Source organism: Pseudomonas sp. SWRI111, assembly GCF_014268555.1.
GTDB classification, from domain to species: domain Bacteria; phylum Pseudomonadota; class Gammaproteobacteria; order Pseudomonadales; family Pseudomonadaceae; genus Aquipseudomonas; species Aquipseudomonas hamedanensis.
This window is the reverse complement of the sequence record NZ_JABWQQ010000014.1, coordinates 62,322-82,554: the sequence shown is the minus strand read 5'-3', so window position 1 is coordinate 82,554 and position 20,233 is coordinate 62,322. Positions and strand designations below refer to the sequence as shown.

At 60.6% G+C, this 20,233-nt stretch carries 18 protein-coding genes; 3 read left to right on the top strand and 15 right to left on the bottom strand.

Translation table 11 applies throughout. The features are described 5' to 3' along the window. Positions 1-126 precede the first annotated feature (126 nt). Positions 127-363 carry a DUF3820 family protein gene (locus HU755_RS17145; protein WP_003227425.1) on the top strand — a complete coding sequence of 79 codons (237 nt, stop codon included), beginning with the start codon at positions 127-129 and terminating at the stop codon, positions 361-363. A 30-nt stretch (positions 364-393) separates the two neighbouring features. Continuing rightward, positions 394-1,575 (top strand): aminotransferase class V-fold PLP-dependent enzyme, encoded by a 1,182-nt coding sequence (locus tag HU755_RS17140; RefSeq protein ID WP_186634729.1) that lies wholly within the window; start codon positions 394-396, stop codon positions 1,573-1,575. Here the strand turns inward: HU755_RS17140 and HU755_RS17135 are convergent. The 4 genes from HU755_RS17135 to zwf form a co-directional block, all read right to left on the bottom strand. Next, the gene (locus HU755_RS17135; protein WP_186634726.1) at positions 1,572-2,153 is read right to left on the bottom strand and encodes a hypothetical protein; all 582 of its coding nucleotides are present in this window, start codon (positions 2,151-2,153) and stop codon (positions 1,572-1,574) included. The two genes, HU755_RS17140 and HU755_RS17135, sit on opposite strands and share 4 nt — an antisense overlap. A 172-nt stretch (positions 2,154-2,325) precedes the next feature. After that, a complete protein-coding gene (locus HU755_RS17130; protein WP_186550621.1) occupies positions 2,326-2,991 on the bottom strand; it encodes a bifunctional 4-hydroxy-2-oxoglutarate aldolase/2-dehydro-3-deoxy-phosphogluconate aldolase in 666 nt (221 codons plus the stop codon). A gap of 17 nt (positions 2,992-3,008) precedes the next feature. Beyond that, positions 3,009-3,722: a 6-phosphogluconolactonase gene (pgl, locus tag HU755_RS17125; RefSeq protein WP_186550619.1), complete on the bottom strand. Its 714-nt coding sequence runs from the start codon at positions 3,720-3,722 to the stop codon at positions 3,009-3,011. Beyond that, positions 3,709-5,175, bottom strand: coding sequence for a glucose-6-phosphate dehydrogenase (zwf, locus tag HU755_RS17120; RefSeq protein ID WP_186550618.1), 1,467 nt, complete (start codon positions 5,173-5,175; stop codon positions 3,709-3,711). Before zwf ends, pgl begins: the two co-directional genes overlap by 14 nt. A 226-nt stretch (positions 5,176-5,401) precedes the next feature. Here zwf and HU755_RS17115 point away from each other — a divergent pair, with 226 nt between their 5' ends. Next, the gene (locus HU755_RS17115; protein WP_169842436.1) at positions 5,402-6,262 is read left to right on the top strand and encodes a MurR/RpiR family transcriptional regulator; all 861 of its coding nucleotides are present in this window, start codon (positions 5,402-5,404) and stop codon (positions 6,260-6,262) included. A 120-nt stretch (positions 6,263-6,382) separates the two neighbouring features. Here the strand turns inward: HU755_RS17115 and HU755_RS17110 are convergent, their stop codons facing one another. From HU755_RS17110 to edd, 11 genes are all read right to left on the bottom strand, one after another. Then, entirely contained in the window at positions 6,383-7,237 is an 855-nt protein-coding gene (locus HU755_RS17110; protein WP_186620660.1) for a D-hexose-6-phosphate mutarotase, read from the bottom strand. A 176-nt stretch (positions 7,238-7,413) separates the two neighbouring features. After that, the gene (locus HU755_RS17105) at positions 7,414-8,763 is read right to left on the bottom strand and encodes a carbohydrate porin (RefSeq protein ID WP_186550614.1); all 1,350 of its coding nucleotides are present in this window, start codon (positions 8,761-8,763) and stop codon (positions 7,414-7,416) included. Between the two features lie 192 nt (positions 8,764-8,955). Further along, a complete protein-coding gene (locus HU755_RS17100) occupies positions 8,956-10,116 on the bottom strand; it encodes an ABC transporter ATP-binding protein (protein WP_186634723.1) in 1,161 nt (386 codons plus the stop codon). Positions 10,117-10,118: 2 nt separating this feature from the next. Further along, positions 10,119-10,964, bottom strand: coding sequence for a carbohydrate ABC transporter permease (locus HU755_RS17095; RefSeq protein WP_126365763.1), 846 nt, complete (start codon positions 10,962-10,964; stop codon positions 10,119-10,121). Next, the gene (locus HU755_RS17090; protein ID WP_186550610.1) at positions 10,957-11,865 is read right to left on the bottom strand and encodes a carbohydrate ABC transporter permease; all 909 of its coding nucleotides are present in this window, start codon (positions 11,863-11,865) and stop codon (positions 10,957-10,959) included. Before HU755_RS17090 ends, HU755_RS17095 begins: the two co-directional genes overlap by 8 nt. A 214-nt stretch (positions 11,866-12,079) precedes the next feature. Beyond that, complete coding sequence (locus HU755_RS17085) at positions 12,080-13,381, bottom strand: ABC transporter substrate-binding protein (protein WP_186634720.1); 1,302 nt, start codon at positions 13,379-13,381, stop codon at positions 12,080-12,082. 119 nt (positions 13,382-13,500) lie between these two features. Continuing rightward, positions 13,501-14,760 carry an AGE family epimerase/isomerase gene (locus HU755_RS17080; protein WP_186634717.1) on the bottom strand — a complete coding sequence of 420 codons (1,260 nt, stop codon included), beginning with the start codon at positions 14,758-14,760 and terminating at the stop codon, positions 13,501-13,503. Between the two features lie 225 nt (positions 14,761-14,985). Further along, positions 14,986-16,455: an ATP-binding protein gene (locus tag HU755_RS17075; protein WP_186550604.1), complete on the bottom strand. Its 1,470-nt coding sequence runs from the start codon at positions 16,453-16,455 to the stop codon at positions 14,986-14,988. Continuing rightward, on the bottom strand, positions 16,445-17,176 hold the full coding sequence (locus HU755_RS17070; RefSeq protein ID WP_186550602.1) for a response regulator: 732 nt from the start codon (positions 17,174-17,176) through the stop codon (positions 16,445-16,447). The genes HU755_RS17075 and HU755_RS17070 overlap by 11 nt, the downstream gene beginning before the upstream one ends. A gap of 178 nt (positions 17,177-17,354) precedes the next feature. Beyond that, a complete protein-coding gene (locus tag HU755_RS17065) occupies positions 17,355-18,314 on the bottom strand; it encodes a glucokinase (protein WP_186634714.1) in 960 nt (319 codons plus the stop codon). After that, positions 18,311-20,137, bottom strand: coding sequence for a phosphogluconate dehydratase (gene edd, locus HU755_RS17060; RefSeq protein WP_186634711.1), 1,827 nt, complete (start codon positions 20,135-20,137; stop codon positions 18,311-18,313). Before edd ends, HU755_RS17065 begins: the two co-directional genes overlap by 4 nt. Between the last annotated feature and the right edge of the window lie 96 nt (positions 20,138-20,233).

Genomic DNA, 20,233 nt, shown 5'->3' with positions numbered 1-20,233 from the left:
CTTTAATTTCAACAAGTTACATGTAAGGCAAAAATCTGTATTCCTGTTATTTGCATGATCTGTCATTTGGCCTGCATGCAGAATGCCTGTATTTTCCAGTTTGTTTTAAAGCCAGACGAAAACGCGATGAATCCCGAAAAACTCGAATTGCTGATCACCCGCGAAATGCCCTTCGGCAAATACAAGGGGCGGATCATTGCCGACCTGCCGGGGCCCTATCTGAACTGGTTCGCCCGCGAAGGCTTTCCCCATGGCGAACTTGGCGGTCTGTTGGCGTTGATGCAGGAGATCGACCACAACGGCCTGTCGGACCTGCTTGAACCGCTGCGCGCCAAACACGGCAAACCCGCTCCGCGCCATTGAAGCGCCCTCCTCTTTCAGAGCTGACCGACCATGCCCGATAACACCCGCCGCGCCCGTGACGAAGCGTTCTGGATGACGTTCGCCGACCGTTACGATGTACAACCCGGCCCCGTGAACCTGGAGAACGGCTACTTCGGGCGCATGTCGCGCACGGTGATCGAGGAGTACCACCGCAACATCGAGCTGATCAACACCAGCAACTCGGTGTATGTGCGCCAGCGTTTCGAGCAACAGGACAGCCTCGACATTCGCGCACAACTGGCCGAGCTGCTCGGCGTGCAGGCGCAGTGCGTGGCGTTCACCCGCAACGCCACCGAAGGCCTGCAGTCACTGATCCGCAATTACAACCGCCTGCAACCGGGCGATCAGGTGCTGATCTGCGATCTCGAATACGACACGGTCAAAGGCGCGATGCGCTGGCTGGCCCGGCAGCGCGGCGCCGAGGTCATCGAGATCGACCACACGCATCCGGCCAGTTTCGACAGCCTGCTGGCGACCTACCGCGCGGCGTTTATCGCTCACCCGAAACTCAAGCTGATGGCCCTGACGCACGTCACGCACCGCACAGGCCTGGTGATGCCAGTGGCAGCCATCGCCGCGCTCGCCAAGGAATATGGCGTCGACATCATCCTCGACGGTGCCCACGCGCTCGGCCAGGTCGAGTTCAATCTGGAGGCACTGGGCATCGCGTTCGCCGGATACAACCTGCACAAATGGATCGGCGCACCGCTGACCCTGGGCTTTGTCTACATCGCGCCGCAGCGTCTGGCCGACATCGACCCGGACATGGGCGAAACGCACTTCCCGGGCAACGATATCCGTGCACGAACCTCGTACAGCACGCCGAACATTCCCGCGTTGATGACGTTGCCGCTGGTACTCGAAGAGCATCGTTCCCTCGGCGGCGCCCCGGCCAAAGGTGCGCGGCTCAACTATCTGCGCAATCTATGGGTCAGCGCGGTGCGGCACCTGCCAGGCATCGAGGTGATGACGCCCGACGATCCACGGTTGTACTGCGGCATCACCTCGCTGCGTTTCACCCGGCACGACGATCAGCAAGCGATGGCCGAGCGCCTGCTCAACGAATACAACCTGTTCAGCGTGGTGCGTCACGGCGCCGCGAGCGGGCCGAGCATTCGTATCACACCGGGGCTGACCACCACGGCAGCCGAGATGGAACTGCTGGTGCGGGCGCTGAACCAGCTGCGCTAAAACGGCACACCGACGTTTTTTTCGTAGCCCTCGAGGCCGAGCTGCGACGACACGGCAAAGGTATCGATGCCGAGCGTCTGCCAAGCGAAGGCGCCGTCCTCGAAGTCATCGCCGGCAATCGGCTGCAACATCAGTTGCAGCGCGTCATCGGCGCGGGGTTCACAGCCGCAGCGGCCGGGCAAGTGCAAGGTTCCGGCCCACGCCTCATGATCGGCTCGCGCGCCCGCATCGTCGCCTGGAATGTACACGTTCAGGGTAAGGCAGGAAGTGCCCGCTATCGGACGATCCGGATAGACACTGGTGAAACGGACGATGCCGTGGCTATCGGTCGATTGACTGCCGCGCAGATAGACGTCGGTATCGATTGCCTGCTGTATACGCACCAGCGCGCGGTTAACCGGTTCGCCGGTCATGGCATCAACCAGCGACAGCCGCAGGATCAGTGGCAGGCCTTCGACGCCTCGGCTGATGTTGCGCACCTCGGCTTCGGCTGAGCGCCAATCGGGCCCGCCAGGGGCTGACCGTTGCGGTTGATAAAGGGAGTGTGGCGTAGGGGTCAGAGACTGAAGGTCGTCCATGAGGCGTTCTCTCTTCCATAAGATGAACGCAGGTTAACCTTGGGAAAAAGCCCGTGTGCGTTAACTATGTATCGCAACATGTACCGGCACTTTTCTCAGCGCAAAAAAAACGGTGCGCCGACCAAGCGCACCGAAAAGCCGTAGAACACACAACGAAGTGTAGGGGTGACGATCAGTCCAGCAGCGCCAGGGCTTCGGCAGTGCATTCCTGAATACGGGCCCAGTCGCCGTTCTTGATCCATTCCGGATCAAGCATCCAGCTACCGCCCACGCACATGACGTTTTTCAATGCCATGTAGCTCTTGATATTGGCCGGGCTCACGCCGCCGGTCGGGCAGAATTTCACTTCACCGAACGGGCCGCCCAACGCTTTGATCGCCGCGACGCCGCCGCTGACTTCCGCCGGGAACAGCTTGAAGCGGCGATAGCCCAGACCGTAGCCTTCCATGATGCCCGAGGCGTTGCTGATGCCCGGCAACAGCGGAATCGGGCTGTCGACGCTGGCTTCGAGCAGGTCGCGGGTGATGCCTGGGGTGACGATGAACTGCGAACCGGCCGCTTCGGCTGCCGCGAGCATGTTGCGGTCAAGCACGGTGCCGGCGCCGGTCATCAATTCCGGGCGCTGTTCGCGCAGGATCTGGATGGCCTTGAGGCCGAATTGCGAACGCAGGGTCACTTCCAGCGCGGTCAGGCCACCGGCGGCGAGCGCGTCGGCCAGTGGCAGCACGTCCTGTTCGCGAGCGATGGTGATCACCGGCAAGATCCGCGCCTTGGCGCAGAGACTGTCGATCAGGGCAACTTTGTCCGCCATGGAAACGGTCGGGGATAGGGTTGTCATAGCGGCTGTTCCTTGGCTCATGGGCACCAGTAGATCTCTAACGTAGGTTGCAGGAACGCGCGCACCGGCATGGCCGCGACGTCATCGGATGCCAGCGCGGCATTCAGGGTGGTCAGTTTCGACTGACCGGAAATCGACAGAATCTTGTGTCGGGCCGACGCCAGCAATGCCCGGCTCATGGTCAGGCGCTGACGCGGCACGCTTGGCGCGAGCATCGGCCAGCAACGACGCGTGCCGTCGGCTTGCAGGGCTTCGGCGAGGTTCGGGCTGTCTGGAAACAACGACGCGGTATGACCGTCATCACCCATGCCCAGCACCAGCACATCAATCGCCGGCAGTTCAGCGAGCAAGCGGTCGGCCTGTTCGGCGGCCTGTTCGACGTTCGCCGCAGCGCTGTAGAGGCTGAGGAACTGCGCCTTGGCCGCCGGGCCCTTGAGCAGGTACTGCTTGAGCAGACCGGCGTTGCTGTCGGCATGTTCAACCGGCACCCAGCGCTCGTCGGCGAGGGTGATCACCACCTTCGACCAGTCCAGTTCCTGCTTGGCCAGGTGCTGGAAAAACGCCACCGGGCTACGCCCCCCGGACACCACCAGCACCGCATTGCCGCGTGCCGCAATGGCTTCGCTCAGTTGCTTGGCAACGTTCAGCGCCAAGCCTTCGGCCAGCAGCACCGGGCTCTTGAATTCGTGGGCATTCACGCCCGCTGGCAGTTGCACATCAGATATCGCCATACCACGACCTCCCATCCCGCGTGATCAGTGCAATAGAGCTCATCGGCCCCCACGACCCGGCCGCATACGGCTTGGGCGCGTCACCGGATTTTTTCCATCCGGCGATCAACTGGTCACACCACTTCCACGCGGCTTCGATTTCATCTTTACGGACAAACAGGTTCTGATTGCCGTTCATCACTTCCAGCAACAACCGCTCGTAGGCATCGGGGATCCGCGCGCTACGCCAGGTGTCGGAGAAATTCAGTTGCAGCGGCCCGCTGCGCAGTTGCATGCCTTTGTCCAGGCCCTGCTCCTTGGTCATCACGCGCAAGGAAATGCCTTCGTCCGGTTGCAGGCGGATGATCAGTTTGTTGCTGATCTGCAAGCGCTGCTCGGGGGCGAAAATGTAGTGCGACGGTTCCTTGAAGTGGATGACGATCTGCGACAGCTTCTGCGGCATGCGCTTGCCGGTACGCAGGTAGAACGGCACGCCGGCCCAGCGCCAGTTACGGATGTCGGCACGCAGGGCGACGAAGGTTTCGGTGTCGCTCTGGGTATTGGAATTGGGTTCTTCGAGATAGCCCGGAACGGATTTGCCTTCGCTGTGGCCGGCGATGTACTGGCCGCGCACCACTTGGGTGGTCAGGCCTTCGGGGCTGATCGGCGCCAGCGCCTTGAGCACTTTCACTTTCTCGTCACGGATACTGTCGGCGGACAGATCGGCCGGCGGGTCCATGGCAATCAGGCACAGCAGCTGCAACAGGTGATTCTGGATCATGTCGCGCAGTTGGCCGGCCTTGTCGAAATAGCCCCAACGGCCTTCGATGCCGACCTTCTCGGCCACGGTGATTTCCACGTGGGAGATGTAATTCTGGTTCCACTGGGTTTCGAACAGGCTGTTGGCGAAACGCAGGGCGATCAGGTTCTGAACGGTCTCTTTGCCCAGGTAGTGGTCGATGCGGTAGGTGCGGTCTTCCGGGAAGAACTGCGCCACGGCATCGTTGACCTTGCGCGAAGATTCGAGGTCCGAACCGATCGGCTTTTCCAGCACTACGCGGGTGTTCGCGGCCAGTCCAACTTTTTCCAGGTTTTCGCAGATCGCGCCGTATACAGCCGCCGGGGTGGCGAAATAGGCAATCATGCGCTGGCTGCTGCCGGCCTGTTCGGCCAGCGCGACGTAGTCGTCAGCCTTGAGGAAGTCGACGTGCAAATAAGTCAGGCGCGCCAGAAAGCGCTCGGCCACGGTTTCGTTCAGCTCTTTGCCGACATAGCGGCGCAGTTCGGCGGCAATAAACGCCAGGTGTTGCTGCTCGGTACCGGCTTCACGGGCCAACGCGATGATGCGCGTGTCCTCATGCAGCAGATCGGCGCCATCGAGGTGATAAAGGGCAGGAAACAGCTTGCGCAGGGCCAGATCGCCCAACGCGCCGAACAAGGCAAAGGTGCACGGTTCAACCGTAATCGAAGGCATGATGTTTGTTCTTTTATCAAGTTAAGCTACAAATACCTTTTTTCAAGGCATCACTCAAGGGAAAATGTAGTAATAACCACAACATTTTCGCAAAATACACATTCCGTGTGGTGGTCGGTCAGAGCCATCAGTAGGATAGGCCACCGTCACGGGCCATATCAAAGGCCCGATTTGCATAACCCCGCGCGTCCTTGCGCAGGTGAATTAGGAATGTCATATGGACCGCGTGCGAAATTTACTGGAACAGATCCAGAGTCGCCTTGAAGAGCTGAACAAGGCCGAACGCAAGGTCGCCGAAGTGATCCTGCTCAACCCGCAGCAGGCCACCCGCTTCAGCATCGCCGCCCTCGCCCAGGCGGCGTCGGTGAGCGAACCGACGGTCAACCGTTTCTGCCGCTCTTTCGGCGTCAGCGGCTACCCCGAGCTCAAGCTGCAACTGGCGCAGAGCCTGGCCAGTGGCGCGGCGTATGTCAGCCGTGCGGTCGAGGCCGACGACAACCCTGAAGCGTACACGCAGAAGATTTTCGGCAGCGCCATTGCATCGTTGGACAGTGCGTGTCAGGCACTTGATCCGAACCTGATCAGCCGCGCCGTCGACCTGTTGATTCAGGCGCGGCAGATTCACTTTTTCGGCCTCGGCGCTTCGGCCCCGGTGGCGCTGGATGCGCAGCACAAATTCTTCCGTTTCAATCTGGCCGTTACCGCCCACGCTGATGTGCTGATGCAACGGATGATCGCTTCGGTGGCGCACACCGGCGAGCTGTTCGTGATCATTTCCTACACCGGGCGTACCCGCGAGCTGGTTGAAGTGGCGCGGATTGCCCGTGAGAACGGTGCTTCGGTGCTGGGCCTGACCGCCGAGAATTCGCCGCTGGCCAAGGCCAGTACCCTGAGTCTGAACATTCCGCTGCCGGAAGACACCGACATTTATATGCCGATGACTTCGCGGATCATTCAGTTGACCGTGCTGGATGTGTTGGCAACGGGGATGACGTTGCGCCGTGGCGTGGATTTCCAGCCGCATTTGCGCAAGATCAAAGAGAGTTTGAATGCGAGCCGGTATCCGGTGGGTGACGAGTTCAATTGATCCAAAATCTCGGCTGACTGGATAATCGCCATCGCGAGCAGGCTCACTCCTACATTTGAAACGCATTCCCCCTGTAGGAGTGAGCCTGCTCGCGATGAGGCCAGCGGCAGCAACACAGAATCAGGCCGCCGCCCACGCCTGCAAACTCAAATGCGCCTTCTCTCCTGGCGCCAGATGCAGACTGTCGGTGCCGCCCGCCGCTGCTTCCACGCAGACGAACTCGCAAATTTCATCCCAACTCACCCCTAACAGCGGCCGTGACCCCGGGTGCCAGACCACCGTGTCACCGCTGTCACCCGTATCAATGCACAACTCACGCTGCCAGGCGTGGTCCTTGAGCTGCAATTCGCCGTCATGCTGAAACACTCGCTGACAGCCGCCATCAACCCGCAACTCACCTTCCTGCTGACAAACCTGACGGTTCAACTGGTCATAGCCCTGCGCGCCTTCGAGGCCAGACAGCGCTATCTCACCAACATCGCCAATACGCCAGTAAGCGTGCAACGCCTGGCTCAACTGGCACGGCATGTCGTCCTGATGCTCGGTGCTCAGGCGCAATTCCATGCGTTCGCCCAGATGCGCGTGCAGGTCGACTTGCCAGTCGCACAGCTGCAATTGCCAATGCAGGCGCACGCCATCCTCGGCGCTGCTGCTGTCGAGCAGTTTCCAGTCAAGCAATCGCGCCCAACCGTGGGACGGCCACGCGTTTTCGCTCGGGTGGCGGCCATACCACGGCCAGCACACCGGTACGCCACCGCGAATCGCACCGACATGCGGCCACTTCGCCGCGCACCACAACCACGGCTTTTGCCCACGCGGCTGAAAGTGCAGCAACTGCGCGCCCTGACGACTGAACACCGCCTGACACAGCGGATGATCGATCACCAACACGTCGCGCAGCTGATAGCGCTCCCAGGCGAACACCGGTCGCTCGCGCAGGGACTTGAAGAAGCGTTGCAGCGGATGCTCATGCATTGGCTACGGTCCTGAAAATCATGGGGGTACTCAATTACCTATGTGACCGGTTAATACTGTGGCGAGGGGATTTATCCCCTCGCCACACAAACCTTTCGGCGAGTCTGGCAAAAAAAAGCGGACAGCCAAGGCTGTCCGCAAAATGCGCACATAGAGAGGAGCTTATCGCAGACGCGTTAGAACGTAGACTGAATTTTCAGGCCAGCGACCAAAGCGTTATCGACTTCATCCACACCGCCCGGATGGGTGATGTATTGCAGGTTGGGACGCACGGTCAGCCAGTTGGTGACGTGGAAGCCGTAGTTGAGCTCGTAGTTGTATTCGGTTTCACGAATCGGCGAGAACGCGGCGTTGTCGTAGTCGGAAACACCGTTGGAAGCGTTCAGCAGTTCGGCGTTGCGCTTGACGTCCTTGTTGACGTGGATACGCGCCGCGCCAATACCGATGTCATCTTTCGGACGCGCATCGAATGGACCTTTGTAGACAAACATCACCGATTGGTAGTTGTCGATGAAGTTGGTGTCCTTGTCGTGGAAGGTCGCGTTGGCGGCAATGTTCAGACCGCGCGTCGCATCACCGTTGTGGGTAGTGAGTTGCTGTTGCGCGACGAACCAGTAGCCGCTTTTGCTGCTGTGGGTTTTGTACGCATCGCCAGTGGTTGCCGCATCGAAACCGTTGACGTCTTCGCGAACGTCATCGGCATCGGCCGTGCTCTTGTAGTAACCGACGCGGTATTCGCCCGGCAGGCTGTTGACCTTCGGCGACCAGACCAATTCAACCGGCAAAACGGTACCCTTGGTGCCGCTGCCACTGAGCTTGAAGCCGTTGCCGTGTTCCAGCTGCGACGGGTTCTGGTTGTACGCACCGATCTGCGCGTAGAGCTCGTCGTTGATGTTGTACTTCACACGGATAGCGGCCTGGCTGACCGGCCAGTTGTACCAGATGTTGGTTGCCCAGTTACCCACCTGAGAACCGCAGAACGCCAGGTTCTGGAACTCGCACGGGAAGGTGTTGAAGTCTTCGCCTTCACCGAAGTAACCGGCCTTGACGTCGAGCTTGTTGTCGAAGAACTGGTGCTGAATCCACAACTGGGTCAGACGCACCATGTGGCCGCGGCCGTAGACTTCCTGCGAGGAACTGAGGGTGCCGGCACGCGGATCGCCAACGCGGTCGTTGGAGATGTTGTAGCCGTTACGATTGGTCAGCTGGATCTTCGCCTGAGTGTTGTCCCAGCCCCACAGTTTTTGCAGGTCGAGGGCCACGCCCAGACCGAACTGGTCGGCGTAACGCGCGGTCTTGTCGTCGTTGTAGCCGCCGTTCAGGTTGGCGCCCATTTCCCCAACGTAGTCGGCCTTGATGTCGATACCCTGCTCGATCAGCCGGGTCCGCTCCCCACCCCAGTCACCGGTCATCCATTTGGAGTCGGAGCTGAACGCATCCGCCGCCATCGCATTGCCGGCCAGCACCAATGCCGCAGCAGCGGACATTTGGCAGATCAACCGGGCATTGACGTGTTTCTTTTTCATCCCTACATCCTCGTCTTTATTGTTATTAACTGTTTTTATCTAACGCGGTTTACATAAAGTGCGACGAATGACAGACCATTCACCGCGTGCTCCTTTGTAGGAGTGAGCCTGCTCGCGATAGCGGTTTTACATTCAACATCTCTGTCGACTGATACACCGTCATCGCGAGCAGGCTCACTCCTACATTGTTTTTCAGCGCCCTTTGAATTGGGCGACGTTCGCAGACCGCGCATCGGTCTGTGGTTGGCCGGCAGTGCCCAGACGCTCGCCGGTATTGGCATCGAACAACAACACTTTCGATGGATCGAACTGCAGCGTCAGGCTTTCGCCCACCTGCGGCGCCACGTCCGGCGCCAGACGGCAGCAGACTTTGGTGTCGTTCAAATTGACGAACACCAGGGTGTCCGGACCCGTCGGTTCGGTGACCTGCACTTCGGCACGAATGCTCGGCAAACCATTGCCCTCGCCGTTCGCCAGACAGATCTGCTCCGGGCGCAGGCCAAGGATCACTTCGCGGTCTTCGAGACCGGCATCCTGCATGCTCATCGGCAACTCGCAACGCGCCTGACCGCTGTCGAGCAGCGCCAGCAGACGACCGTCCTTGCGTTGCAAACGCAGGGGGATGAAGTTCATCGGCGGCGAACCGATGAAGCTCGCCACGAACAGGTTGGCCGGGTCGTTGTAGATCTCTTTAGGCGTGCCGAACTGCTGAATGATTCCGTCTTTCATCACCGCAACCTTATCGCCCAGCGTCATCGCTTCGATCTGGTCGTGGGTCACGTAAACCGTGGTGGTTTTCAGCCGCTGGTGCATCAGTTTCATTTCGGTGCGCATCTCGACGCGCAGCTTCGCGTCGAGGTTGGACAGCGGTTCGTCGAACAGATAAATCTTCGGTCGACGCGCCAGTGCACGGCCCATCGCCACCCGCTGTTGCTGACCGCCGGAAAGCTGACCCGGTTTACGGTTGAGCAAGTGTTCGATCTGCAGCAGCTTGGCCACGCGGGCAACTTCTTCATCGATCGAGGCCTGCGGCATCTTGCGGATCTTCAGGCCGAATTCGATGTTCTCGCGCACGCTCATGGTCGGGTACAGCGCGTAGGACTGGAACACCATGGCGATGTCACGATCCTTGGGGCTCATGCCACTGACGTCCTGATCGCCGATCATGATCGCGCCGCCGGTGATCGTTTCCAACCCGGCGATGCAGTTCATCAAGGTCGATTTGCCGCAGCCCGACGGGCCGACGAGGATCAGGAATTCACCGTCCTTGATCGACAGTTCGATGTTCTTCAGGGTGTCCGGCAAGCCGGCGCCGTAAGTCTTGTTTACATTGCGAAGTTCGAGCGTTGCCATGATTACCCCTTGACTGCGCCGGCCGTCAGCCCGCGCACGAAATACTTGCCTGCGACCACATAGACCAGCAGGGTCGGCAGGCCGGCGATCATCGCCGCTGCCATGTCCACGTTGTATTCCTTGGCACCGGTGCTGGTGTTGACCAGGTTGTTCAGCGCCACGGTGATCGGTTGCGAATCACCGCTGGAGAACACCACCCCGAACAGGAAGTCGTTCCAGATCTGGGTGAACTGCCAGATCAGGCAGACCATGATGATCGGCGTCGACATCGGCAGGATGATGCGGCGGAAAATCGTGAAGAAACCGGCGCCGTCCAGGCGCGCGGCCTTGACCAGCGCATCGGGAATGCTCACGTAGTAGTTACGGAAGAACAGCGTAGTGAACGCCAGACCGTAAACCACGTGAACGAACACCAGGCCGGTGGTGGTGCTCGCCAGGCCCATCTTGCCGAGGGTGAACGAGGCTGGCAGCAGCACGGTCTGGAACGGCAGGAAGCAGCCGAACAGCAACAGGCCGAAGAACAACTGCGAACCGCGAAAGCGCCACATCGACAGCACGTAGCCGTTCAACGCACCGATGGCCGTGGAGATGATCACGGCGGGCACGGTGATCTTGATCGAGTTCCAGAAGTAGCCGTCAACCGTGGCCCAGGCCTTGACCCAGCCAATGCCGCTGACCACCGTCGGCCAGCTCAGCAGGTTGCCGGTGCTGATGTCTTCGGGGGTCTTGAAGCTGGTCAGCAACATCACCACCAGCGGCACCAGATACAGAAACACAGCGAAAATCAGCACCGCGTAGATGGCGATGCGACTGAAACTGATGGCAGGTTTGGCAGCGAGACTAGTCATTGCGCTTGGTCCTCAGCTCGGAATACAGGTAAGGCACGATGATCGCCAGGATCGCACCGAGCATCAGAATCGCACTGGCCGAGCCCATGCCCATCTGGCCGCGACTGAAGGTGAAGGAGTACATGAACATCGCTGGCAAGTCAGAGGAATAACCCGGACCACCGGCAGTCATCGCCGCAACCAGGTCGAAGCTCTTGATCGCGATGTGCGCCAGGATCATCACCGCACTGAAGAACACCGGACGCAGGCTTGGCAACACGACTTTCCAGTAGATGCGCGGCATGCTCGCGCCATCGATTTGCGCAGCACGAATGATCGATTGATCGACGCCGCGCAGGCCGGCGAGGAACATCGCCATGATGAAGCCCGAGGCTTGCCACACAGCGGCGATCACCAGGCAGTAGACCACGCGGTCCGGGTCGATCAGCCAGTCCAGACGGAAGCCTTCCCAGCCCCAGTCACGCAACAATTTGTCCAGGCCCATGCCCGGGTTGAGCAGCCATTTCCACGCGGTACCGGTGACGATCATCGAGAGCGCCATCGGATACAGGTAAATGGTGCGGATAAAGCCTTCGCGACGGATGCGCTGGTCGAGGAACACCGCCAGCAACACGCCGATCACCAGGGTAATGCCGATGAACATGCCGCCGAACACAGCGAGGTTCTTGCTTGCGACCCACCAGCGGTCGTTGTCGAACAACCGCGCGTATTGCGCCAGGCCCGCCCACTTGTAATTGGGCAGGAACGTCGACGTGGTGAACGACAGAACGAACGTCCACAGGATGTAGCCATAAAAGCCCACCAGCACGATGAACATGCTCGGCGCCAGCACCAGTTTCGGTAGCCAGCGCTGCAATGCATCGAACGGCGAGGCCTTGCTGAACACAGCAACAGAACTCATGGGGAAATCCAAAATAGGGGTTTACGAAAGCATTCCCTTGTAGGAGTGAGCCCTGTGGCGAGGGGATTTATCCCCGTTCGGCTGCGAAGCAGTCGCAAAATCATTACACGCGGTATTTCAGACACTGCGCCGCTGCAACTTTCCGGGGCCGCTTCGCGACCCAACGGGGATAAATCCCCTCACCACAAAGGCTCACTCCTACAGGGGCCAAGCATTACTTGGCCGACTTGATCGCCGCGCCGAGTTTCTTGGCGGTGTCGGCTGGATCGGCTTTCGGGTCGTTGATGTAGTTGGTCACGACATCAAAGAACGCGCCCTGCACGGCCAGCGTGGTCGCCATGTTGTGCGCCATGCTTGGTTGCAGGCCGCCGGACTTGGCGTCCGCGAGGAAATCCTTGGCCGCGGTCTGGGCGCAAGAGTCAAAGCCGAGCTTGTCCATGTTGTTCAACATGTCGTTGCGTACCGGAATCGAGCCTTTGTTGATGCTGAAGACTTTCTGGAAGTTTTCACCCAGCACGACTTTGGCGATGTCCTGCTGACCGGCCGCAGTGCCTGCGTCCTTCTGCTTGAACACGGCCAGCGAGTCGATGTTGTAGGTGAAAGCCTTGTCAGTGCCCGGGAACGCCACGCACTCGTAGTCCTTGCCGGCGACTTTCCTGGCGGCGGTCCATTCGGATTTGGCCCAGTCACCCATGATCTGCATGCCGGCCTTGCCGTTGATGACCTTGGCCGCTTCCAGGTTCCAGTCCTGGCCTTTGCCGTCAGCGTCCATGTAGGTCGCGACTTTCTTCAGTTCGGTCAGTGCCTTGACCATATCAGGGCCGGTCAGCGCGCTGTTGTCCAGGTCGACCAGGGCTTTCTTGTAGCCATCCACACCCATGACCGAGAGCACCACGGCTTCGAACACGGTGCTGTCCTGCCAAGGCTGACCGCCGTGGGCCAGCGGAATGAAGCCCGCCGCTTTCAGCTTGTCGCCGGCGGCGTAGAACTCTTCGAGGGTGGTTGGATTTTTGGTGATACCGGCTTTCTTGAAGACTTCCGGGTTGATCCACAGCCAGTTCACGCGGTGAATGTTCACCGGCACGGCCACGTAATCACCGTCGTACTTCACGGTATCGGAGACTTTCTTGTCGAGCAGGCTGTCCCACTTCTCCGACTTGGCGACATCTTCCAGCACGTCGGTGTCGAGCAGACCGGTCGATGCCCATTCCTGAATGTCCGGGCCCTTGATCTGGGCGACGCCCGGTGGATTGCCGGCCACGGCACGGCTTTTCAACACGGTCATGGCAGTCGCACCACCACCGCCGGCGACAGCGCCGTCTTTCCAGGTGAAACCGTCTTTTTCGACTTGAGCCTTGAGCACATCGACGGCAGCTTTTTCGCCACCGGAAGTCCACCAGTGCACGACTTCGACCGAACCTTTGGATTCGGCAGCGGAGACACTGAGCGGCAGGATTGCGAGCGGGAACAGGGAGGCGACAGAAATGACAGTAGCGAGGCGAGAAATCGCATTCATTCGAGATGTACCTTTCTTGTTGTTATGCATTGCAAGTCTGGTGCTTGCGCTGCACAGGAGTTTAAACAGGGCATTTCGCTTCGCAGGTAACGAAGCGATGCGTAAATGTCACCACATGGTTACACAGGAGCAGGCCGGGACACCTGCGCCAAAGCCGTGGCCATGCTCGGCGCCAACGGTAATCGAGGGATAAGTACGGCTTGCCAGGCGTGATACAGATCGGGCTTGCCCGGCCAGATATCGGCGCTGGGCAGGTTCTGTGGACTGAGTTCGTGATGCCAGCTGCCGTCGCAGCGGTCGATAAAATGCGTCTCGCAGAATTCCCAGAACAGTCGGTACCAGGTCTCGTATTGCGCCTCGCCCGTGCGTTTGAGCAGGGCACTGGCGGCGGCACTCGCTTCGGCGTGCGTCCAGTGCAGCCGATGGCGGACGACGGCCTGGTTGTCCCAGTCGAGGGTGTAGACGATGCCCGGCGCACCGTCGACATCCCAGCCGTGGCGGCAGTTGTTCTCGAACAGCTTTTGCGCATCGGTTGCCAACCAGCCCGGCGTGAGCATGCCGGCCTGGACCCGCGCGGCTTCCAGGTGCAACAACAGCCGCGCCCACTCGAACCCGTGGCCCGGGGTGGTGCCGTAAGGGCGGAAACCGTCGGTGGGATTGGCGTGGTTGTAGTCGCGCAACGGTTGCCAGTCTCGATCGAAATGTTCGATAACCATGTACCCGTTGGCAGCGGCGTGACCGTGGATCACTCGCTCGACGATGCGTTGCGCACGGATCAGCCAGCGCGGGTCTTCAGTGACATCGGCCAGCGCAAGGAATGCTTCGGTCGCGTGCATGTTGCTGTTGGCGCCGCGATAGGCTTCTTCTTCGCTCCAGTCGCGGTTGAAGAATTCGCGCATGGCGCCCTCTTCTTCGCTCCAGAAATAAGTGTCGATGATGTCGATCGCGTCATCCAGCAAGGCCTGCGCGCCGGGCCGTTGCGCGACCACCGCAGAGCTGGCGGCCAGCGCGACGAAGGCGTGCAGGTAGGCGTTTTTGCCGGTGTTGTCGTCACGGTGCCCGGCGACCGCAAACCAGCCGCCGTGCAGCGCATCGCGCAACGGCCCGCGCAGGGCGGCGATGCCGTGATCGACCAGCTCGGCAAACCCCGGCAGGCCCTGAATGTGGGCCATGGCGAAACTGTGGGTCATGCGCGCGGTGTTCATGGTTTCAGCGTGGGCGTTCACCGGCAGGTGGCCGCGCTCGTCGAGATTGCCGAAGCCTTCAGGCAGTTTCGAAGCTTTGGCGAAATTCAGCAGGCGCAGGCCTTCGGCGGCGAGCCATTGCTGATGGGCAGGGGCGTTCAGCCAACTGCTGAAGCCTGGATGAAAGGTGTCCATGGAGTGGCCCTTTTTTGTTGTTATGACTGCGGGCAGTCTAAACAACGGGCCGGGCTGGGCTTGTAACGAAGGGGACGGGGTTTGTCACTGGCCTGTGACATTTGTATTGATGCATCTGACGCCTTCGCGAGCAGGCTCGCTCCCACAGGTGAACGCATTCCACCCGCCGCAACGCGGTCGAATGTGGGAGCGAGCCTGCTCGCGAAGAACGGTAACGCGGTCTGACTAATCAACACTGCGCGGCAACTGCAGCGTCACCCGCAACCCGCCCTCTCGCAGATTCTGCAACGTCACCTCGCCGCCATGGCTATGGGCAATGTTGCGCGCAATCCCCAGGCCCAACCCATAGCCCTGCTGCTGCCCCGCCAGCCTGAAGTGCGGCTCGAACACCTGCTCCAGCCGCTGCTGCGGCACGCCCGGCCCTTCATCATCGACATGCAAAACAAACGCGCTGTCATCGTCGTCGATGTGCAGGTGCGCGTTCTGCCCGTACTTCAAGGCGTTGTCGATCAGGTTGCCGATGCAGCGCTTGAGCGCCAGCGGTTTGCCCGGATATGCCGACAGCGCCCGCCCGTGCTGGGTGACGCGGCCATTGCCGTTGGGCGCCAGGTACGGCTCGACCAGACAATCGAGCACATGATTGAGGTCCACCGGCTCGATGTTTTCATGGATGTCGGTGTCTTTGACACATTGCAGCGCGCCTTTGACCAACAACTCCAACTCATCGAGATCGCGGCCGAATTTGGCTTGCAGTTTTTCGTCTTCCAGCAACTCGACGCGCAGGCGCAAACGCGTGATTGGCGTGCGCAGGTCATGGGAAATCGCACTGAATAACTGGCTGCGTTCGGTCAGATAGCGGCTGATGCGCTCGCGCATGGTGTTGAACGCGCGGCCCACTTCAACCACTTCGCTGCCGCCGCCCTCGGCGACCGGCTCGACGTCGGCGCCCAGCGACAGGTCGCGCGCCGCCCGCGCCAGACGTTTGAGTGGCCGGCTCTGCCAATGCACCAGCAGACCGATGAACAACAAAAGAAAACCACTGGTGAGCACGATGAACCAGACCTGCTGCGCCGGCAGGCCTTGCTCTTCGAGACTGGTGTACGGCTCGGGCAACAGCGAGGCGATGTACAGCCATTCGCCCGGGGCCATTTGAATTTGCGTGACCAGCACTGGCGGATTGACCGGTTCGAGGGTCAGCGCGTAGTGCGCCCAGGAACGCGGCAACTCGTCGAGTTTCAGCCCGGCGTTGAAAATCCGCAGGTCCTCGGGGCTGACAAACGTCACCGAAATATCGGTGTCATGCCCCAGGGTCTGCCGCAGCACTTCATCCACCGCTTTCATCACCGCCGCCTTGCGCGGCGTGACCGGCAGCACTTCCATGCCCAACGGTCGGTCATTGAGCGTCACCACGAATCGCGTGCCGCCCATGCTGCGCAACTGGTCGAGTACCAGCGGTCGATAGGCCACCGGCAGAGAGCGGAAATAGCTGACGCTGGCGGTCATCGAATGGGCGAGGCTACGGGCGCTGGTGACCAACCCTTCAAGCTGAGTGGCGCGCAGTTGCGAGACCCAGATCACGCTGGATAACGTCTGCGCGAACAGCACCGCGAGCAGCGTCAACAGCAGCATGCGACCGAGCAGCGAGCGCGGCACCGGGACCCTGGCAGCGAGTTTGCGCAGCGACTCAGTGACCATTGCCGGCAACCACATTGGCTGCCAGCTGATAACCGCTGCCACGCACGGTGCGGATCAGCCGCGGCGGTTTTTCGGTGTCGCGCAGGCGCTGGCGCAAACGGCTGACGGCCATGTCGACGATGCGGTCGAGCGGCATCAGATCGCGGCCACGGGTGGCGTTGCCGATGGTGTCGCGGTCGAGGATTTGCTGCGGGTGATCAAGGAACAGTTTGAGCAAGGCGAAATCGGCGCCGGAGAGAATCACTTCCTCGCCGTCCGCGTGAAACAGCCGGTGACTGACCATGTCCAGGCGCCAGTCATCGAAGGCCAGCACTTCACTGCCGCTGCGTTCGTGAGCGAATTGTGCGCGGCGCAGCAGGGCCTTGATCCGCGCTTGCAATTCGCGCGGGCTGAACGGTTTGCCAAGGTAATCGTCAGCGCCGAGTTCCAGACCGATCACCCGGTCGGCTTCGTCGGAACTGGCGGTGAGCATGATGATCGGCACCTGCGCCTGACGCGGATGCTGGCGCACCCAACGGCACAGGCTGAAACCGTCTTCGTCGGGCAACATGACATCGAGGATCACCAGATCGCTCGGCGCTTCGTTGAGCGCCTGGCGAAAACCGGCGCCATCGGCGGTGGCCCGCACCTGAAACCCGGCGCGGGTCAGGTAGGTTTCCAGCAACTCGCGTATTTCCTGGTCGTCATCGACCAACAATATCGACTTGTTGACTGAGCTCACTTCGAAGGCATCCTTGTTGTTGGAGTTGGGGCGGATTATGCCTTAAGCGCTGATTTTACAAACACCTCAAAACCATTGTAGGAGTGAGCCTGCTCGCGATAGCGGTTTCACATCCAACGGATTCGTTGACTGATGTACCGCTATCGCGAGCAGGCTCACTCCTACAGTTGACCGTATTTCAGGTTCGGGTGGCCTGGTCCAGCGCCACGCCGGCACCCACCAGGCCGGAATACGGCGCGGTCACCAGCCACACCGGGATGCCTTTGAAGTAATCGCTCATGCAGCCCTTGTCGGCGAAGCAGCGGGCGAAACCGCTTTGGAGGAAGAAATCGGCGAACCGTGGAATGACCCCACCGACGATAAACACCCCGCCGCGTGCGCCGGTGGTAAGCACGTTGTTGCCGGCCACTCGACCGAGCCAGCAGCAGAACTGCTCGAGCACTTCCAGAGCAATCGGATCACCGGCCAGACCGGCCGCTGTAATCGCTTCTGGTGTATCGAGGGTCGGCTCATGCCCATCCACCGCGCAGATTGCCCGGTACAGCCGAGGCAAGCCGCTGCCGCTCAACGCGGTTTCGGCGCTGACATGGCCGATCTCGCTGTAGATGTGCTGCCACAGTTGCGTTTCCCGCGGGCTGCTCAGCGGCAGATCGACATGACCGCCCTCGCCCGGCAACGCGGCAAAGCGACCTTCGCCCAGATCGAGCAAGGTGCCGACACCCAGGCCAGTGCCCGGGCCGATGACCACGGCCGGGCGCAACGGCTCCGGCGTGCCTTCGCAAACGACGCGGAATTCGCCCGGCTGCAAGCGGGTCATGCCCAGCGCCATCGCCGAGAAGTCGTTGGTCAGCAACAACTGCTCGACCTGCAATGTCTTGCAGAACGCGCTGCGACTGAGCCGCCAGTGATTGTTGGTGAATTTGAATTCATCGCCGCTGACCGGACCGGCCACCGACAGACACACCGAACCGATCGAACCCGGCGCCAGACCGAGCCCGCTCAGGTACAGGCCGATCGCCTCTTCCGGGGTGGCAAAGTCGGCCGTGGCCAGCACCTGAACCGATTGCAATTGCTGGTCTTGCCACAACGCGAACCGCGCGTTGGTGCCTCCGATGTCACCGACCAAAGCCAGTTTCAATTAAGCGTCTCCAGGGCAGAAGTAAAGGCGCTGGCGCCCTGCTCCGCCGAGCTGAAGGCCATGCGCATGAAGCCGAACAGTTCACGCCCGCTGCCGATGTTGTTGCCCAACAGGCCTTTGGCGGGTTCGCGTGCGGCAAATTCGGCGGCGTCGACCTTGAGTTCCAAGGTGCCTTTGACGCCATCGACGCGGATGATATCGCCCTCTTGCACGCGCGCCAAAGCGCCGCCGACATAAGCTTCGGGGCTGACGTGAATCGCCGCCGGGATTTTCCCCGACGCGCCGGACATGCGCCCGTCCGTCACCAGCGCCACTTTGAAGCCGCGATCCTGCAGTACGCCGAGGAACGGCGTCATCTTGTGCAACTCCGGCATGCCGTTGGAACGCGGGCCCTGGAAGCGCATCACCGCAACGAAATCTTTTTCCAGCAGACCGGCCTTGAACGCATCGGCCAGGTCCTGCTGATCCTGAAACACCATCGCCGGCGCTTCGACAATCTGGTTTTCCAGGGCCACGGCAGACACTTTCATCACACCGCGACCGAGGTTGCCTTCCATCACGCGCAACCCGCCCTCTTGCGAAAACGCACGGGAAACCGGACGCAGGATGTTTTCGTCGAGGCTGTCGGTCGGGCCTTCGCGCCAGACCAACTCGCCGTTATCGAGGAACGGCTCTTTGGTGTACCGGCTCAGGCCATGGCCGAGCACGGTGTTGACGTCTTCGTGCAACAGACCGGCGCCGAGCAGCTCGCGGATCAGGAACGACATGCCGCCGGCGGCCTGGAAATGGTTAATGTCAGCTTTGCCGTTCGGATAGACGTGGCTGAGGGTCGGCACGACTTCGGAGAGGTCGGCCATGTCTTGCCAGGTCAGTTGAATGCCCGCCGCCATGGCGATGGCCGGCATGTGCAGGGTGTGGTTGGTCGAGCCGCCCGTGGCGTGCAGCGCGACGATTGAATTGACCAGCGCCTTCTCGTCGACAATTTCGCCGATCGGCATGAAGTTGCCGTTCTGCTTAGTCAGGCGCGTGACCTGATGCGCGGCTTCGCGAGTCAGGGCATCGCGCAGCGGTGTGTTTGGGTTGACGAAGGACGCGCCCGGCAAGTGCAAGCCCATGACTTCCATCAGCAACTGGTTGGTGTTGGCGGTGCCGTAGAACGTGCAGGTGCCCGGGCTGTGGTAGGACTTCATCTCCGATTCCAGCAGCTCTTCGCGAGTGGCCTTGCCTTCGGCGTACTTCTGACGGACGTCGGCTTTTTCCTTGTTGGAAATACCCGAGACCATCGGCCCGCCCGGCACAAAAATGGTCGGCAAGTGACCGAAACGCAGCGAGCCCATCATCAGGCCCGGGACGATCTTGTCGCAGATGCCGAGCATCAGCGCGCCGTCGAACATGTTGTGCGACAGCGCCACGGCGGTCGACATGGCGATGACTTCGCGGCTCGGCAGGCTCAGTTCCATGCCCGGTTCACCCTGGGTTACGCCGTCGCACATCGCAGGCGTGCCGCCGGCAAACTGGCCGACCGAGCCGATTTCGCGCAAGGCGTTCTTGATCTGCTGCGGGAACACTTCGTAAGGCTGGTGCGCCGAGAGCATGTCGTTATACGAAGACACAATGGCGATGTTCGCCGAGTTCATCATCCGCAGGCTGTGCTTGTCTTCAGTGCCGCACCCGGCCACGCCGTGGGCGAAGTTGGCGCATTGCAGCTTGCCGCGCATCGGCCCGTCAGTGGCGGCGCCGCGAATCAATGCAAGGTAAGCCTGACGCGTGGCGCGGCTGCGGGCGATAAGCCGTTCGGTGACCTCAAGAACGCGGGGATGCATGTGTAGAACTCCAGGCTAACGGATGTGGCGACCTGATTGTCTATGCTGGTCAAACACCGTTGTCGTTGGAATGACGGACGGTTTTTTTGACCATTC

Excerpts from the sequence above, each read along its gene's own strand:
- HU755_RS17145 (WP_003227425.1), top strand. The coding sequence starts at position 127 with ATGAATCCCGAAAAACTCGAATTGCTGATCACCCGCGAAATGCCCTTC.
- HU755_RS17140 (WP_186634729.1), top strand. The coding sequence starts at position 394 with ATGCCCGATAACACCCGCCGCGCCCGTGACGAAGCGTTCTGGATGACG.
- HU755_RS17135 (WP_186634726.1), bottom strand. The coding sequence starts at position 2,153 with ATGGACGACCTTCAGTCTCTGACCCCTACGCCACACTCCCTTTATCAA.
- HU755_RS17130 (WP_186550621.1), bottom strand. The coding sequence starts at position 2,991 with ATGACAACCCTATCCCCGACCGTTTCCATGGCGGACAAAGTTGCCCTG.
- pgl (WP_186550619.1), bottom strand. The coding sequence starts at position 3,722 with ATGGCGATATCTGATGTGCAACTGCCAGCGGGCGTGAATGCCCACGAA.
- zwf (WP_186550618.1), bottom strand. The coding sequence starts at position 5,175 with ATGCCTTCGATTACGGTTGAACCGTGCACCTTTGCCTTGTTCGGCGCG.
- HU755_RS17110 (WP_186620660.1), bottom strand. The coding sequence starts at position 7,237 with ATGCATGAGCATCCGCTGCAACGCTTCTTCAAGTCCCTGCGCGAGCGA.
- HU755_RS17105 (WP_186550614.1), bottom strand. The coding sequence starts at position 8,763 with ATGAAAAAGAAACACGTCAATGCCCGGTTGATCTGCCAAATGTCCGCT.
- HU755_RS17100 (WP_186634723.1), bottom strand. The coding sequence starts at position 10,116 with ATGGCAACGCTCGAACTTCGCAATGTAAACAAGACTTACGGCGCCGGC.
- HU755_RS17095 (WP_126365763.1), bottom strand. The coding sequence starts at position 10,964 with ATGACTAGTCTCGCTGCCAAACCTGCCATCAGTTTCAGTCGCATCGCC.
- HU755_RS17090 (WP_186550610.1), bottom strand. The coding sequence starts at position 11,865 with ATGAGTTCTGTTGCTGTGTTCAGCAAGGCCTCGCCGTTCGATGCATTG.
- HU755_RS17085 (WP_186634720.1), bottom strand. The coding sequence starts at position 13,381 with ATGAATGCGATTTCTCGCCTCGCTACTGTCATTTCTGTCGCCTCCCTG.
- HU755_RS17080 (WP_186634717.1), bottom strand. The coding sequence starts at position 14,760 with ATGGACACCTTTCATCCAGGCTTCAGCAGTTGGCTGAACGCCCCTGCC.
- HU755_RS17075 (WP_186550604.1), bottom strand. The coding sequence starts at position 16,455 with ATGGTCACTGAGTCGCTGCGCAAACTCGCTGCCAGGGTCCCGGTGCCG.
- edd (WP_186634711.1), bottom strand. The coding sequence starts at position 20,137 with ATGCATCCCCGCGTTCTTGAGGTCACCGAACGGCTTATCGCCCGCAGC.